Consider the following 17297-nt stretch of genomic DNA (forward strand, 5'->3'; position numbering starts at 1 on the left):
GAATTCCTCCTTTCAGGAGTTGTTTGCCTGCCTAACCTTCTTTGTAATACATAAATGATGTCTCTTTACCCTGTTAGCGTAATTATACCTGTTTTAAACAAAATTGACTAATATATTAAATTGATTTAATGTCGTCATTATTACACAGGGATCAAAAAAACCGGCCCCTCTTATTCCTCATGGGAGGAGTGGGGAGCCGGTATGAATGTTGATTTCTGTCAAATATTATTACTTTTTGATATTTTTTACATACTCCGGGTTGAGCAGGCTGTCTGGAGCAAGCCCTTTAAGAATCTGTATTACGGAGTCCGATGTACCCTGGGTTTCCCTTGCAAGACATTCATTGGTCCATCCTGCCAGGTGAGGCGTACAGATAATGTTGTCCAGTGCAAAGAGGGGGTTGTCCCTTGATGTAGGTTCCACACTGTAAACATCTATCCCGGCTCCCGCGATCCGCTTTTCACGCAGAGCTTCCGCAAGGGCGGCCTCGTCGACCAATGCTCCTCTTGCAGTGTTTACAAGGAATGCGCTTTCCTTCATCTTTTTGAGTTTTTCACCATCAATGAACCCGCGTGTATCATCACAAAGCTGGCAGTGGAGCGAAACAACATCGCTCTGCTCAAGAAGGGTATCCATATCGACAGCCCTTGCTCCTGCCTGTGCGATCCTCTCCGGGTCAGCATAGGGGTCAAAGCAGAGAAGGTCGACATTGAAGGGCTTAAGCATTTCTGCAAGGCTTGAGCCGGCAGCTCCGAGACCTATTATGCCCACGGTCTTTCCGGTGAGCTCTGACGCCTGAAGGGATTCGCTCTTCCATCCGCCGGTCTTCTGTATCTCCGCCGACTTCGGCATAAGCTTGAGGAGGGCCATCATCAGTGTAAGGGCATGTTCGGCAACACTGACCTTGTTGGCGCCGGGGGTGTAGGTAACTGCGACTCCATACTCTGTCGCCGCATCCACATCTATATTGTTCGGAACAGAGCCGCACTTTGCGATTATTTTCAGGTTTTTCGAGGAAGCAATGACGTTCCTGGTGAACTTGCCTCTGGCTGTACATACTACCGCATCAGCATCACCTATCAACTCGATAAGTTCCTTTTCATCCGTGTAGTTGCATTTAGGATCGCCAAACCTGACGTTCCCAACTTCACTCATGAGCATATGGAGTTCACGGACTTCACACTCAACAACAACGATATCAAACATATAAAAACCTCCGGGATCATTCATCTACATTGATCTGAAAAAACTGCAGTAGAATTACACGGCGGTTTTTCAGACAATGCGGGTATATTATCCATCAAAAAGAGGTTCGATGCACATGCCCCCGGACAACTCTGCGGAATATTTATGCAATTGGACTTTGCAGTGAACATTTAAGGACAAATATAAAATAAGGGGAAGGCCCCTTTTCTTCAGGCTCTCCCCTACGGTCATTTTTCAATATTTTAAAAATTACTGTCTTATGACAGGGATAAGCAGTACAGGAACAGGTGACTCGCGCGCTATGTTGTGGCTGACGCTTCCGAGGAAAAATTCATTTACGAAACCCCGGCCCTGGCTTCCCATAATAACCAGCTGCGCAGAAAGTTCCTTTACGCTTTTCAGTATCTCCGAAGAGGGTGAGCCATATTTCAGGACAGTCTCAACATCGGGGCATCCATTATCCAGAAGCACCTTTTTCATTGCTTCGAGCCTACCTGAATCTATCCTGTTGAACTCTTCGATTTTATCGTCAAGGTAAGGCGTTATCCTGTATTCATCCTGGATGTGGATAAGTGATATCTTATTTTTTACCAAAGGTATCATCTCTATCAGATAATTGAACGCAACCTCAGAGTTCTTTGAGAAGTCTGTCGCAAAAAGGACATGGTCTGCGACGCCACCTGAAAGTTTTTGTTTATCATATTCTCCTGCTGATTTCCCGTCAGCAGACTTGAATATGTAGGTCGGTCTCTGGGCGTTGTGTATGAGTTCGTTTGCCATCGAGCTAAAAATATACCTGTCAGATCCCACGCTTATCAGTGAGTAGTTTTCATCCACCGCGATCTTGTTTACCTGAGATGCTGAAAGACCTTCCAGCACTCTGGTCTCAACTTTGAATCCCTGTTCCTCAAGTGTAGTTTTCTGTTTCTGAAGGTTTTTTTCGAAATCTTCGAAGACAGTAGGCTTGTAAAAGCTGTCTACTCCGAGGACATCAAGGGTACCCCAGAACTGAAGAAGCAATATCTCTGCCGTCCCAAATCCTTTCAGGCCTCCCGAAGTGTTGACTAACGCCATCGATTCCCTTGAAAAATCAGATGCGACAATCGCACGTTTAAACATTACGACTCCCCCCTTTTATCAATTTTAGCTCTCTGAAATACTCTTCTATAACATATAACATTGTTATCTGGTTAAAGCAAGAGCATGGATACTTAACCTATGCCAAGGCTTTCTTCATCTCATCAATTTTGGCAAGGATGGAGATAAGGTAAAGCAGCACTATTCCGTTCGCGGTAAGTACCACTCCAATTACCGGCCCGGGAATCAAATTATTTATCAGCATAGATACTCCGAAAACTATCGAAAGAATGTTCAGCGTCGACTGGGTGAGAAACAGCTTTTTTATTATTGAAGGAACATCTGCAGATCCTCTCCCCTTCTTCCCTGATCTTGAGTGGATCATTTTTACCAAGGGTATCACCCCTCCGCCTATGTTCAGCAGGGCGATGATCAAGGTCAGGCAGGGTACAAGTATTCCCGGAACAATGCATGAGATTATCCCCATTGATGCAAAGATGAGTCCCATAAATACCAGAGGCCATGTTCTTGTAAAGGACCTCAGTGGCGTATTTCCGAAGGCTATCATCTGTATGGACATGATCACTACAAGAAGTCCTAACTGTGCGCTGCCCGAAAAAGGCAGAAGGCCAATAGTAACCGGAATGAGCAATATCCCCAGCAGTACCATGAACACTCCCGTTATAAGGATCACCGCACGGTCATCTGAAAGCTGCACACCTGCGGATGGTCTCTCCGCCGCATCTGGATAAAGGGCATATATTTTAAAAAGCACAGCAGTCAACGTAAAAACAAGCACCCCGTAAAGGAGGACTGAAAAGGAGATAAGTCCACCGGAAATATAATTTTTATCGATCAGGAGAATCGATATGAATACCGAAAGGGAATAGACTGCGGTGCAATTGACTGCAAGCGTCATAAGTATCCCGCCCTTTTTCCTCCACAGCGGAAATTTGTCTTTTGAAAAAAACATCTGCAGCAAAAGAAGTATGCCTCCGGGGCCGAAACATATGAATAATATGAACCGTGGGATCCCTTTCAGAAGATCGGGGATAAAACATGTGATTATTCCAATGCAGGCAACAAAGATACCCAGGATAAGAACAGAGAGAGGTCTTTGAGGAACGTCCCCGAAAGGTGTCTTGCCAAGTACCGTGATCTGAAGTGCATATATGAATATCAGAAGTCCGAAAAGACCGTTTTCATAATACGACACTTTGCCTGCGTAAGAAGCAAAAAGCAAAAGCCCGGCGATGACCATGGTCAGGCCAGCAATCACCAGTATGACAAGGTCGATGGGTATATCAGCTTTTTTTGAAGACCATCCGCCAAACATATCCAAGCCTCCTCAGGATCGGATCCGGTTTAAACGATGCGCCGGGCTAACAAATCATCAATTTGAGCAAGTAAAAACTTTTAGCAGTAGGTACCCTTTGTACGGTAGTTTTCCCGTCTTTCATCCGCAAGTTGTTTCATTAACTTGTCGAAATCATCTCTCTTTTCCCTGTAAAGATAGTCAGCTCGCCTCACTGCTTCAGGGAATATGATCATGAGAGATCCTTTCTCGATCTCATCGAATATATATTCCACAGCCTCTTCTACGCTTACTGAATCAGCGGGAGGGTTTACCCCTGCGAATATAGGGGTACGGACATTTCCAGGGCAAAAAACGCTGAACTGCAGTCCATCGTTCTCCAGTTCGTACTGGAGACATTCTGTCATAGATATGACAGCGCTCTTGGTCGCCGCGTAAACAGCCTGATAAGGAATGGGGATCTTTCCGGCGATGGAGCCAGTATTGACAATGTGGCCGAATCCCTGCTCCCTCATTACTGGAATGGCAGTATAGGTCCCGTGGATCACTCCCATCAGGTTAAGGTCTATTATGAATTTCCATATGTCGAAGGTGATCTTTTCTGTCGGCAGGGTAAGGCCCATACCTGCGTTGTTGAAAAGAAAGTCAAGATGACCCGCATGTTTTTTTGCGTCAAATATTAGTTTTTGTACCTGGTCGAGTTTAGTGACATCCGTAAGTATGGGAAAAACTTTGCCGGGATATTGGATGTTCAGCCTATCTGATTCACGCTTGAGCCCTTCTTCATTGAAGTCTCCCATGAAGACTGCTTCAGCACCCCTTTTCAAAAGCTCTTCAGAGATTCCCAGGCCAAGGCCTGACGCCGCTCCTGTAACTGCTGCAACTTTGTGTTCAAAATATCCGCTCATGGCATTCTCCTTCCGAGGATCGTAAGATCCTGCTGCACCTACCACAATGATCTTGAATTACCCACGTTAAATCATTAAACGTAAAACGATTTAATTGAGAAGTTCCTCATGCGCTAAGGCAAGAAGTTCTCTTATCTTCAGCCCCTGCGGACAGTGAAGCTCGCACACGCCGCAGGATACACATCTGTCCGCGCCCCTGCCGGGTTTGAAGAAGACTTCTTTATAATGGTCTTTTACCGATGTGTCCATGGTATTGCGGTATTTGTTATAGAGGGCAAAGACAGCCGTTATCATTACCCCGTGCGAACAGGGCATGCAGTATTTGCAGTCTGTGCAGGGTATGATGACACTGCTCCCGTACTCCTTTGCGATCATGTCGATAAGATTTTTGTCTTCTTTGCTCATTACGCCCGGCGCCGAATCGCTGAAGATCCTCAAATTGTCCTCAAGCTGTTCCATATTGCTTGTGCCGCTTAAGACAACTGATACTTCCTGCTGGTCATAAAGCCACCTGAAACACCATTCTGCAAGGGATCGTTTTTCAAAATATTCCTCGACCAGATCCAGAACGGTCTTTGGAGCATCCTTCAGCAGGGAGCCTCCCCTCAGGGGTTCCATCACAGTTACAGGAAGTCCTTTCGATGAGGCATAACGAAGCCCTTCTACACCGCCGGCCTGATTCTTTTCATCAAGAATATTCAGCTGTATCTGCGTCATGTCCCAGGGATAGTAATCTATTATCTCTTTAAAGGCTTCGAAGCTGTTGTGAAGCGAGAACCCCTTATGGAGTATCTTCCCCTTTATTGCAGCTTTGTCGAGAAAGTCCGCTCCATCGTATTTTTTAACTTTTTCCCATACCGCGGGACTCAGGTTATGGAGCAGATATATGTCTGCATAATCTGTCTGAAGCCTCTTCAGCTGCTCGTCGAGATATCTTTCCATATCTTTCTGACATGAAGACATGGCAACCGGGCACTTTGTAACAAGGCATACTTTTTCCCTGTAACCATTCTTAAGCGCATTTCCGACTATTTGCTCACTCCCGGGATATGTGTATGCCGTATCAATGTAATTGACTCCGCTGTCGATTGCATGCCTGACCATTTGTATCGCTTCTTTTTCATCTGCCGGAAACCTCATACAGCCAAGGCCAAAGCGAGATACCCTTAACCCTGTTTTTCCAAAATCAACATACTCCATAAACATCACCCCAAGTTTGCGATATCCTTTCATTAGTCTTAATAGTATACACTCTAATAAATAAATGAACTGATGTGTTAATAGAAAGACGATTTGGAGGATCAATCCTAATGTTATACTTCTATTAAGACAAATGATAATGACCAATAATATAAAAAAACGGAAGGCTGGAGATCTATTTGAAAATTTTAGTCAGTGCGTGTCTGCTGGGTATAAATTCCAGATATTGCGGAGGAGGCTGCCTCAATGAAAAAATTGCCGCACTGATCGGAAACCACAACCTCATACCTGTATGCCCCGAACAGCTTGGCGGGCTGCCCACACCGAGAGAGCCGGATGAGATAAGGGAAGGAAGAGTCTTTGAGAAAAGCGGAAAAGAGAACACTGACAACTTCCAAAAAGGGGCTGAGGAAACGTTGAGACTTGCCCGGCTTCTTAAAGTTGACATGGCAATACTCAAGCAGAACAGCCCCTCGTGCGGATCTTCCATGATCTACGACGGAACTTTCAGCAGTAAAAAGATCCCCGGCTCAGGCATAACTGCATCTTTGCTTATCGAAAACGGCATCAGGGTGATCAGCGAGGAAGACATTACCGAGTTAAGAGAATTGTCTTAACAATCGTGAAGCGGCAGTGAAGCACTTGTGAAACGGTTGTAGGTGCTGGGAGTCAAGGGGAAGTTAATAGCAAATCTATTGGCAGTCCATACATTAGAACCTCGGAACAAGATCTTAATCGTCTCCTCCGAATGACCCAGCCGGAGATCCAGTGTCTTTAGGTTAAGCCTATGACTGATTTTTCAGGATATAAGCAAAAGCCGCTGGGGCTTAGACAGGGTCACTCAGGGAATACGTAATAGGTTCGCTTCTCAGGACTAAACTACCGCCTAAGACATACTTTCGTCGCACTTCAAGCCAGGATGTTTTTTACTGGTAAATTCACCGCGGCATGCTGTTTGCCGCAGTATTGATGTTTCGAGATCAGAGAATCATTTATTCTCTTACAGCTTAAATTCTTCTTTGCTTAGCTTTGATAAGTTGTTGTATATATGCACATAGCCCAAAAGAGCTTTTTCCATATAATCAATCCTGACCTTGTCCACCGGCCTGTGACAATAATACTCCTGCATCGGCGAATATCCGATCGAAGGAATTTTGTGATGCACTGCAGCTACAGGCAGATCAGTCCCAAAATCCCAGTAACCGAATTTAACTTCCTGACCTGCTTCTGCGAGTCCTTTTGCGCATGCTTTTGCGACAGCGTGTTCTTTCTCCAATTTCCATGCTTCCTTTTTGTTTTCCATTAGTTCTGACTTGCCCGTATATGAAGTTCTCATTACAGCACCGATCTTTACTTCAGCACGAAAGTTCTTGTCTTCTGCAGAAATTTCATCTATTACACGTTCTATCTGTTTTATACAGCTTTCAACAGTTTCATCAGGGGTGAAACGACGGTCATAGGTTATATGGCATCTGTCTGGGACTATGCACATCGATCCGGGTGTGCAGGAAATAACTGTGAGTGCAATGCTTGATTTACCAAGTTCCGGATCAGTGGATTTCTCTTTTTCAACGACCTGTTCTACCTTGTCTATGAATTTGGTGGCAGAATTTACGGCATTTACACCAAGCCATGGTGCGCTGCCATGGGAGGTTACACCCGAAACAGTAACCTGGATTTCGACTCTCCCCCTATGCCCAAGGTAAAGTTTTAAACTTGTTGCCTCACAAGAAATACATACATCGGGAGATATTCCTCTCTGTGGGAAAGTCTCATCAAAAAGTTTCAGCATGCCAAGCATTTCTGCCGGTTCTTCAAGAACAGTCATTGTAAATATTAACCTGCCTGCCAATTTGTATCCCTGTTTTTTTAAGGCAATTAGTGCTGCTCCGGCATAAACCATTGTCGCACCGCCGCCTTTTACATCAGATGCAGCACGTCCATGTATAACTTCTGCATCCTCGGTACCGTTCATATCCTGATTGAACATCCCGCAGACATCTATCTTGCCTCCGTAGGGGTCGTAACCTTCCCATTCACTTAAATCCCCGGTGTCTACATGGTCAAGATGCCCGTTGAACATAATGGAAGGACCGGACAGATCTCCGTTGATAATTCCTACAACATTGCCCCATTCATCTCTAAAAACATCGCTGTAGCCAAGTTTCTTCATTTCGGACAAATAAAGATCAGCTACTCCTTTTTCTTCGCCTGGGAGTGATGGGACTAGTATTAACCTCTGACAAAAATCTATCATTTCCGGTTTCAGCATAGCTGCAATTGCTTTTAGTTCATTCTCCATTTTGGTCCTCCTCATACAATTATATTTAGGAAAGTGCAGGTGCATCCCAAAGCAGCAGCTTCTGTCCTATTCCCTTTTCAAGAGCCCGCCTGTACAGCTCATAGCCCCAGGCAACGTCAAATACAGCCATTCCGCATGCCACAAAAACGATATTCTCTTCATCGTTGGTACGGCCTTCGCCGGCGCCAAGAATTACATGGCCCAGATCGACAGAATCTTTTAAATCAGGAAGTTTATTTTCATCGATCAAATTATAGATCGGACCTCCGATAACTCCGCTGTAATAATTTTTTCTATCTCCGGACACCACTGCTTCTTCTACATATGCTTCATGCAGTCCAATATGGTCATAGACTATTTTGCTCTCAAGCCAGAATTCATCATCTCCTCTGACCGGTCCTGACAGGAGTACCAACGCGCCTTTTTTAAGCCATTTTTTTTCTATGAAAAGCGGCTTTATGCGGGAAGCTGCAACAGTTACAATGTCAGCTTCGCCAAGAAGCACAGGCAGATCGGAAGAAACCTCTGTTTCTACCCCGTATTCTTTCTTTGCCCATTCTGCAATCTCCCTGGCCTTATCTTCAAACAGATCATAAAATATTACTTTCTTAATAGTTTTGGCCTGAGTCATAATGTTTCTATAGCAGGATTTATTAATTGGTCCGCAGCCAAGAAGTGCACAAACTTCCGAATCCTCTCTGCCCAGACGGCGCACCGCCACAGCAGGGATAGCGCCGGTCCTTGCAGCACTTAAAAGATTAGCAGACATGAGACAGAGAGGAGCTCCTGTATCCTTGTCGTTAAGCAAAACAGTAAGGATAGACCGTGGAAGGCCCTTGGAAGAATTGGCTGCATTCGAGCCATACCATTTATTTCCACACACATCAAATCTGCCGCCAAGATATGCCGGCATGGCAAAAAAACGCCTGTCCGGACCCGCAGTGGGCATATTGGGAAATTCAGATTCTTTCGGGAAAATTATGCCAATCCCATGGCTGTTATGGTTGGTACCTCCCATCAAGTAATCTCCCTGCGCAAGAAGTTTGAAAACTTCTTCGCAGACTTCAACACATTCTGAAGCATTATTGACTCCTACTTTGATAGTGTCCTGCTCCGACAGATATAAAAATTCAATTCTTGAGTCCATAAATAATCAGCACCCTTCCATAACTTGATTTGGGAAATCGACTTTTTAATGACCATTTTTCCTATATATGTATAATCTTACTGATCATAAATATCTATGCTTTTGTTAATCGTTTTTCTTGTTATATTAACAGTAATATTTTTTTGACCCTGACAGTAAGATCGTTATATTTTTGCTAAATTAAATTCACAGAAAATACTATTTACCTTGAATACTTGGTGCAGTTCAATAGCTGTAATATGTGACTTGCTGCTTAAATGGGCTTTTATCTATTCTGCAAAATACTTCTGAACAGATAAATAATCACAGGTCAATATAATGATATCGAACTTATAAGCCTTGCACATCATGTACTCTCAAAATATACCTATATATGCATGATAGAATTAAACAAGTGTGAAATAATTTGGACATACGGCAGAAAGGAAAGTGTTAACATGAAGTTTAGGCCGATATTTGTCGACAGCAATCTGCAGGAACTTACTGAGCATGGTACAGCTGATTTCCCGATGTCAATGGATGAACAGCAGGTCTCACTTGAGCACTGCGGTCAGGTTTTGCATTGGCATTATGAAATTCAGATAGCAGTAGTAACAAAAGGAAGTATTTTGTTTAAAACTTCGGATTCTGAATTCCTTGTGAGATGCGGACAGGGTATATTCTTCAATTCGGGCTGTCTGCATGAAGCCATTTCGACTGAAGATCAAAACAGCGTTTATGTCTGTGTAAATTTCAATCCTAAACTAATTTCGGGGCATTCAAATAGTGCTATTCAGCGTGATTACGTAGATCCACTGATATTTTCCACTAAAATGCAGGTTATACCTCTCTATTCTGCAGATTGGCATGAGGAAATCTGCCAATTTGTCCTTGAAATGGCACGAGTAAATGATGCTCAGCAATACGGATACGAGATAGAACTTAAGGTCCTGTTATGCCGTATTTGGATTAATTTGTTAAAAAATAACCGCCAGCTTATTGAAATTAAAGCAGCTGTGACTTTTTCAGAAAAACAGCGTTTGAAAACATTGCAGAATTTCATACATAAAAATTATATGGAACGCATATCTCTCATGGATATAGCAAATACTGTCCATATCAGCAGAGGAGAGTGCTGCAGGATATTTGCCCGTATACTGCACACGACACCTTTTCGTTATCTTATAAATTATCGAATTTCGCAGAGTCTGAAATTGCTGTCGACAACAGATTTAAGCGTCCTTGAGATTTCCGCACAAACAGGATTCGGAAGCAGCAGCTATTTTACAGAATGCTTTAAAAAGGAAATGCTTTGTACTCCTATTGAATATCGTAAACAGGCAAAACATACAAAAAAAATCTCCGGTTAATTTAATGTGCCCGTTCCGCCACCCAAAAGTTACATGCATATAATATTCTATCGTTATTTTACCCTTAAATATCAATATATTCTGTTTAAGTTGACTCTTCAACATTTAGAATAGTATACTGAAAATACTGTTGGAGACTATGAATATTAAGGGTGACAAAAATGAATATTAAGATCAAAAATCGTGATATATTGCTTTCCCATGGAGACATTGAATCAAAGCGTATCGTCCTTGATATTGCAGAAAACACACTCCAGCGACTTGACTCGTACAGACGGATAAAGAGCATCGCACATATGAAAGATGAAATTTTGCATATTGGCACAAAAAGCTGGGACCTCTCTAAAAAAAAGAATGTATATCTTATTGGGGCAGGAAAAGCCTGCAACGCGATGGCAATGGCAGTTGAAGAGATACTTGGAGATCATTTGACCAGAGGGATAGCCATTGTCAAAATCGCGGAAGAAACCGACATCTTTGATAAAACCGAGATATTTGTCGGAGGACATCCGCTTCCAAATGAAAATGGACTTCTTGCATGCAAAAAAATCATAGACCTTGTCGACAATGCAACAGCCGATGATCTGTTTATTGTAGTAATCAGCGGCGGCAGTTCTGCTTTGATGAGTTGTCCTATTGACGGCATCTCACTACAGGACGAAATCGACACAACTGATATTATGCTCAAATCAGGTGCAGATATTTATGAAATAAATTCGATCCGAAGGCATATCTCTCAATTAAACGGAGGTATGCTTGCAAAACGCATCCAAAAATCCGGGGCGGAGCTGATCGGCTTCGGAATAAGTGACGCGGTTGGCAGTCCCGCAACAACAAATATCGGGGAACCTTATCTCAAATACAGAGGAACGCCGATGGGACCCGATCAGACAACACTTGAAGATGCCCGGCGTGTCATTCAGGATTATGATGTCATTGGCAGACTTCCTGGATCGGTAGTAAGTTTTTTGATGACTTCAGGACCTGAAGCAGAGACACCCAAGGCCTTTCCTGATAATACATATTTTTTGATCAACACCTTGCCTGATTCATGCATCTATGCTAAAGAAGCCGCAGAAAAAATGGGGATACCTGCAATCATATTGTCATCGTTCTTAGAAGGAGAAAGCAGGGAAGCCGGAACCTTTTTTGCTGCTATTGCTAAAGAAATCCAGACCTATGGCAATCCTGTAAAGGCACCATGTGTCTTAATAAGCTCAGGAGAAACAACGACCCGGATCCTTGACAACAAGACTATATCGGGTCATGGAGGTCCCGGCCAGGAACTCACTGCCAGTTTTGCTATAGCAGCGGCAGGGGCTGAGGGATGCTGTATGCTTTCAATAGATTCAGAAGGTACAGACGGTACAACCGATGTGGCTGGAGGACTGACAGATTCACAGACATCCCGCCTCGCATCAGAAAAAGGGGTCGATCTTAATGCCTCTTTGCGCAGCCATGCCTGCTACGAGGCATTATATGAGATCGGAGACACAATTTTTACAGGAAATACCGGAACAAACTTATGCGATTTGAATATTTTGTATGTTCCGGAAAGAAAAAAATAGACAAAATCAGTTACAAACGGAGGCTAATTGATGTCAGATCATATTAAATCAGTAAAAGCCAGGCAGATGTTGGATTGCAAATGCCGTCCAATGGTTGAGGTAGATGTCATAACGAACAACGGTGCATTTGGCCGCGGAAGTGCCCCGACAGGTGTTTCTGTAGGACATTATGAGGCCTTTGTTCTTAGGGATAATGATCCGGGATCATACAACGGAATGAGTGTCCACAAGGCAGTCAATAACGTAAATCAGATAATTGCTCCGGCTATCATAGGATTAAACGTTGCTGACCAAAAGGCAATAGACCAGAGGATGATCGAATTAGATGGGACCACTGATAAAAGCAGCCTGGGAAGCAATTCTATTTACAGCACATCCATAGCGTGTTTTCGTGCGGCTGCTGATGCAAAAAAAATGCCCTTGTACGAATATATCGGTAATGATGTTAGCTCAGTACCTATCCCCTCTTTCAACATGATAAACGGAGGAAAATACGCAAACCTTACTCAGGCAGTAAATGAATTTATTGTCATGCCATACAAAGCTGATGACATAGATGAAGCGGTAGAAATTGCCGTTCGTGTATTTCAGCGCCTGGATCATGTAATAAAAAAGAACACGGGCGCGGAGCCAGGAATCGGGAGTTCTTATGGATGGATCGCCACCTCGGAAGACCCTGAAATAATTTTTTCTTTAATACAGGAAGCCATAGATGACTGTGGCTATACAAAGAAGTGTGCATTTGCCATTGACTGTGCGTCAAGCGAAATGTTCAACGACACGACCGGAACCTACTATATGAACGGGAATAACCTCTCCACAGCTGAAATGGTGCAATATATGAAAGGCCTGACAGAGAGATGGAATTTAATTTTTATTGAAGATATGCTGGATGAAAATGATTGGGATGGATATGCTCTGGCACATCAGCTTATCAAGAGGACTCTCCTCGTAGCTGATGATCTGACTGTCACAAATAAGGACCGGATAGAAAAGGCGTGTAAAACAAATTCGATCGACGGCTTTGTTCTCAAACCAAACCAGGTAGGTACTATTACCGAAGCTCTAGAAGCACACGAATTCGCAAAAGCAAGAGGACTCTTTTCCATTCCCTCGGGCAGATCAGGCGGCGTTATCGGCGATGTCGTAATGGACCTTGCTGTCGGCTTAAAGGTCGATTTCATCAAAAACGGATGCCCACGCTCAGGAGAACGCATAGACAAACTGAACTTTCTTATGCGAGTGTCAAATATGCACAATGGATGCAGGATGAGTGATATTTCGTCAAAAGTAAAATTCTAGAAAATATCCTAATTTATAAAAAATAATGATTCTAATAAATTATTTGATGCATTTATAATTTATGAATCATTATTTTTTTTATAATCATGTTTGGCTTTGTAAGCAGCAATAATGTTTGAGTGATGTCCATTTATACAGGAAAGAGCCCTTTCTAAATCACAATGCCAGAAAGCATCTATCAGCATTTTATGTTCCTCGATTATTGTGTCCGGCTGTCTTTTGGCATGTAATGCATAAATGGCTACGCGGGTCATTTCATCGCTGATTTTCTGCCACATTTGTGAAAGTTTATTTATTCCAAGGTAATTTATAATTGTGCTGTGGAAGACCATATCCTGTTTCATCAACTCAACATGAGAATTTTTTAAATTTTCCATTTCCTTGACTATTGGTACTAATATTCCTGCAAGCAGTTCAGGTTCTCCATGTTCTATGATTTTTTTTATTGCAAAAGGCTCTATCATCTCCCGCATTAAGAAAAGCTCAACCACGTCCTTTTCACTTATATCAGAAACAACAGCCCTTCTTCTTTCTTCCCAAAGGATCAATCCATCAAGGGAAAGCCTTTTCAGAGCCTCCCTTACTGGAGTGCGGCTGACACCAAAATCTACTGCTATTGCCCGTTCAAGCAACATAGTGTTAGGCGCAAGATCTCCCACAATTATCTTGTCCTTTATAGTCTCATATATCACTACAGAAAGATTTTGTTCTTTTTGTATGGCATTTTCCGATGGAAAAAGATTAAAAGACAAAAAAATCATCCTTTCCTTGTTCTAACGGTGCAGGAATATTAGTATTATATATTATTAATCAACAATTATTAAGGGAAATAGCAATTAAAATAAAAGAAAATTTACTATTTCCCTAATTGAACTCTTAGAAATTATTTTTTTAAGTTACTGAAAGTGTAATTTTCAGCCTATATCATCATACCTAAAGATTTCGGTATAAACAATGCAATCTGTGGAAAAGCTAAAGTCAGTATTATCGCAACCAGAAGCGCAGCAGCAAGAGGTATTGCCTCTTTTATCATTTTTTCAAACGGAGCCTTGCATATCCCCTGGGCAACATACAAATTTACACCAACAGGCGGTGTTATCATTCCAAGACATAGGTTCATTGTCATTACAACACCAAAAAGCACAGGACTATAGCCCAGTTCTATTACCATTGGCAGGAAAAGCGGAGTAAATAGAACTACATTCGATGTCGTATCAATAAACATACCTGTTATAAGAAGGAATCCCATAATTAACATCATAATTATTATTGGCGAGCTTGTAATCGATAACATAGCCGCAGCCAATGTCTGTGGAATTCTCTCCATTGTCATAAGTCTTCCGAATGTAGTCGCTCCGCCAAGTATAAACATTGAAAGGCAAGAAAGGAGCCCCGCTTCTACCATGGCATCATATACTTTTTTGAAAGTAAGCTGCTTGTAAATTACAGAACCGGTGAATAGGGCATAAACAACTCCCACGACAGCCGCTTCTGTAGGTGTGAATACCCCTCCGTAAATTCCGCCAAGTATCAGGATAGGCAGAAAAAGAGCCCATTTTGCCTTCCAACAACGGGCAAAAACCCATTTTGCTCCACCCTGGCGTTCCTTGCCAACATAACCACGCTTTTTTGAAGTGATATAGTTGACAATAATCAAAGACAAACCCATCAATATCCCAGGACCGATCCCTGCTGCAAACATGCTGACAACAGAAGTGCCTGCAATAACACTAAAAATTATCATTGGTATGCTTGGCGGTATAACCGGACCGATAGTAGCACCAGCGGCTACAAGCGACCCGGCGTATGCGCTGTCGTAACCACGCTCAACCATAGCCGGGACCAATATTACCCCCAGAGCGGCTACAACGGCCGGACCTGAGCCCGAAATTGCCGCAAAAATCATGCATGCTACGATCGTTGAAGTTCCGAGTCCTCCGGGACGGCTGCCTGTAAGAGCATCGCCAACGTTGATGATTTCTTCTGCCAGACCGGATCTCGACATGATAGTTCCAACAAGCATAAAAAACGGAATTGCCATTAGGGGAAATGAATCCGCTGTTGTTATCATTGCCTGGGCAAGAAGCTGGATCATACTTCCACCGCCATAGAAAAACATGAAAACCAAAGCGCATGCGCCTGCCATAGCTATTGCGACGGGAACTGAAAGGGCTAATCCCACAAGAAGGGAGATAAGCAATGTTGCAATCATTAACAATGCACCTCCTTGTCTTCGTGTTTAAAATCCTCATTAACAACTGCTTCATTGTTTCTTATATTCTCTGCATGGTCATGGCCGCGTTTTTCTGTAAAACTAGAATAAATATTTTGTGCTGTTCGAACTGAAAGTCCGAATAAACCGATTACTCCAGCAATGTACATTGACCAAGTCGGCAACCATGGGATTGAAGAAAAATACTGTTTTAATTCAAACTGCATAACTACTGTTTTTAAAATCAAGAATCCCATTCCGAAACCAAAAAAAATCGTAATGGTATTGGAAATGAAATTTACATATTTTGCTGTTTTTGGGAAAAACTGAGGCAAAGCATCGATTTTCAGATGCATACCTTTTTTTGCAGCAAGGCTTATTCCAACCATTGTCAGCCATACAAAGCCGATTCTTGATGCCTGTTCAGCCCAAGAGAAGCTGAAAGAGAGAACGTAACGGCAAAAAACCTGCGCTGTCAGTGTTATGAGCATAAATGTCATAAAAATTGCAAGAAGATATTCTTCCCACTTATCGAAATAATGAAAAACAGATTTTTTCAAGACAGAGCCTCCTTATTGCTTAAGCCTGAGGCCCCTGGGTGATGACGCCCTGGGGCCTGTTAGGCTTATTTTTATGCTAGATCCGATGCGTGGCGCTATTAATACTTTAATAACTGGTTATTTAAAATCTATCTTGCGTCCAAGCTGATGGTATATTTTTTCAAGGAGACCGTTTGTTGAAGGAGCATGCTTTTTGTAAAGGGGCAACAGCTTCGCGCGGAATGCATTCTTCTGTTCAGGTGTTAGAGTAACGATAGTACAGGTTTTACTCTTTACTATTCCATCACGAAGATCCTTATTGATCTTTTCCTGTGCTTCGCGCTCATAAATCTTGGTTTCATCAGCTGCTTCCTGAATCATTTTCTGCTGTTCAGGAGTAAGTTTATCCCATACTTTCTTTGAGAATACAAGCGGCAACGGACCATAAAGATGCCCTGTCTCAATAATAAATTTCTGTACTTTGTCAAAGCCAGACTGAACTATGTTCTGGTAAGGATTCTCCTGTGCATCAAGTACGCCCTGCTGAAGGCTTGTCAGAACTTCTGAAAATGCCATAGGGATAGCACTGGCTCCAAGGGTGTTCCATGCTTCTATATGAAGCGGATTATCCATTACACGGATCTTAAGTCCCTTGAGGTCTTCGGGTTTTACAAACTTGCGGTTAGATGTTGATTCACGGAATCCCTGTGACCACCATGATATGATCTTTACTCCAGATTTCTCAACAGACTTAGCTACAGACTTACCCACTTCTCCGTCAAGGACCTTTTCTGCCTCTTTGCGATCATTAAAGAGATAGAGGAGGTCAAAAACCTTTGTTGCATCTGTAAAACCACCAAGAGCTGGAAGTGCCGGCAGCCCCATATCAAGTGCACCTGCCTGCATTGATTCGATCATTTCGCGGTTCTGTCCCATCGAACCATTGGGGTATATTTCCACAATAATTTTCCCGCCTGATTTTTTCTCAAGAATTTCTTTTAACTTAAGGGATCCAAGATGTTCGCCGCCTTTTTCGGTTACAACATGGGCAATGCGAAGCGTGAGGGGTTTTTCACTTGCTGCAAAGGCAGGAATACATGCAAAAACTAAAAGAATAATTACGAGCGCTGATACTGCAAAATTAACGTGCTTTTTCATATCTGACATCTCCC

Annotated in this window: 15 protein-coding genes; 4 read left to right on the plus strand and 11 right to left on the minus strand. The window is 42.8% G+C overall.

Features of this window, described 5'->3' with window-relative positions; all coding sequences use genetic code 11:
• Positions 1-228 precede the first annotated feature (228 nt).
• The 5 genes from CVV54_01335 to CVV54_01355 all read right to left on the minus strand — a co-directional run bounded on the left by CVV54_01335 (position 229) and on the right by CVV54_01355 (position 5706).
• Positions 229-1230, minus strand: a complete 1002-nt coding sequence (locus CVV54_01335; protein PKL05485.1) for a 3-phosphoglycerate dehydrogenase — start codon at positions 1228-1230, stop codon at positions 229-231.
• Between the two features lie 225 nt (positions 1231-1455).
• Complete coding sequence (locus CVV54_01340) at positions 1456-2325, minus strand: hypothetical protein (protein PKL05486.1); 870 nt, start codon at positions 2323-2325, stop codon at positions 1456-1458.
• Positions 2326-2422: 97 nt separating this feature from the next.
• Positions 2423-3619: a hypothetical protein gene (locus tag CVV54_01345; GenBank protein ID PKL05487.1), complete on the minus strand. Its 1197-nt coding sequence runs from the start codon at positions 3617-3619 to the stop codon at positions 2423-2425.
• An 80-nt stretch (positions 3620-3699) separates the two neighbouring features.
• Positions 3700-4506, minus strand: coding sequence for an NAD(P)-dependent oxidoreductase (locus CVV54_01350; GenBank protein PKL05488.1), 807 nt, complete (start codon positions 4504-4506; stop codon positions 3700-3702).
• A 90-nt stretch (positions 4507-4596) separates the two neighbouring features.
• Positions 4597-5706: an aldo/keto reductase gene (locus tag CVV54_01355; GenBank protein ID PKL05489.1), complete on the minus strand. Its 1110-nt coding sequence runs from the start codon at positions 5704-5706 to the stop codon at positions 4597-4599.
• A 179-nt stretch (positions 5707-5885) separates the two neighbouring features.
• Here CVV54_01355 and CVV54_01360 point away from each other — a divergent pair, with 179 nt between their 5' ends.
• Complete coding sequence (locus CVV54_01360) at positions 5886-6323, plus strand: purine-nucleoside phosphorylase (protein ID PKL05490.1); 438 nt, start codon at positions 5886-5888, stop codon at positions 6321-6323.
• A 383-nt stretch (positions 6324-6706) separates the two neighbouring features.
• On the opposite strand, the gene CVV54_01365 is transcribed toward CVV54_01360, so the two are convergent.
• Positions 6707-8008, minus strand: a complete 1302-nt coding sequence (locus CVV54_01365) for a peptidase dimerization protein (protein PKL05491.1) — start codon at positions 8006-8008, stop codon at positions 6707-6709.
• 25 nt (positions 8009-8033) lie between these two features.
• On the minus strand, positions 8034-9155 hold the full coding sequence (locus CVV54_01370; protein ID PKL05492.1) for an ornithine cyclodeaminase: 1122 nt from the start codon (positions 9153-9155) through the stop codon (positions 8034-8036).
• A 377-nt stretch (positions 9156-9532) separates the two neighbouring features.
• On the opposite strand from CVV54_01370, the gene CVV54_01375 reads away from it, so the two are divergent.
• The 3 genes from CVV54_01375 (at position 9533) to CVV54_01385 (ending at position 13374) form a co-directional block, all read left to right on the plus strand.
• Positions 9533-10504: a hypothetical protein gene (locus tag CVV54_01375; GenBank protein ID PKL05493.1), complete on the plus strand. Its 972-nt coding sequence runs from the start codon at positions 9533-9535 to the stop codon at positions 10502-10504.
• Between the two features lie 161 nt (positions 10505-10665).
• Positions 10666-12072: a glycerate kinase gene (locus CVV54_01380; GenBank protein ID PKL05494.1), complete on the plus strand. Its 1407-nt coding sequence runs from the start codon at positions 10666-10668 to the stop codon at positions 12070-12072.
• A gap of 30 nt (positions 12073-12102) precedes the next feature.
• Positions 12103-13374, plus strand: a complete 1272-nt coding sequence (locus CVV54_01385) for a phosphopyruvate hydratase (protein ID PKL05495.1) — start codon at positions 12103-12105, stop codon at positions 13372-13374.
• 59 nt (positions 13375-13433) lie between these two features.
• Here the strand turns inward: CVV54_01385 and CVV54_01390 are convergent, their stop codons facing one another.
• The 4 genes from CVV54_01390 to CVV54_01405 form a co-directional block, all read right to left on the minus strand.
• Positions 13434-14135 (minus strand): hypothetical protein, encoded by a 702-nt coding sequence (locus CVV54_01390; GenBank protein ID PKL05496.1) that lies wholly within the window; start codon positions 14133-14135, stop codon positions 13434-13436.
• Between the two features lie 158 nt (positions 14136-14293).
• Positions 14294-15586 (minus strand): C4-dicarboxylate ABC transporter permease, encoded by a 1293-nt coding sequence (locus CVV54_01395; protein ID PKL05497.1) that lies wholly within the window; start codon positions 15584-15586, stop codon positions 14294-14296.
• Positions 15586-16146, minus strand: a complete 561-nt coding sequence (locus tag CVV54_01400; protein ID PKL05498.1) for a hypothetical protein — start codon at positions 16144-16146, stop codon at positions 15586-15588. Before CVV54_01400 ends, CVV54_01395 begins: the two co-directional genes overlap by 1 nt.
• A 117-nt stretch (positions 16147-16263) precedes the next feature.
• Positions 16264-17292, minus strand: coding sequence for a TRAP transporter substrate-binding protein DctP (locus CVV54_01405; protein PKL05499.1), 1029 nt, complete (start codon positions 17290-17292; stop codon positions 16264-16266).
• Between the last annotated feature and the right edge of the window lie 5 nt (positions 17293-17297).

The sequence above is a fragment of the Synergistetes bacterium HGW-Synergistetes-1 genome (assembly GCA_002839185.1).
Taxonomy (GTDB): Bacteria; Synergistota; Synergistia; order Synergistales; family Synergistaceae; genus Caenicola.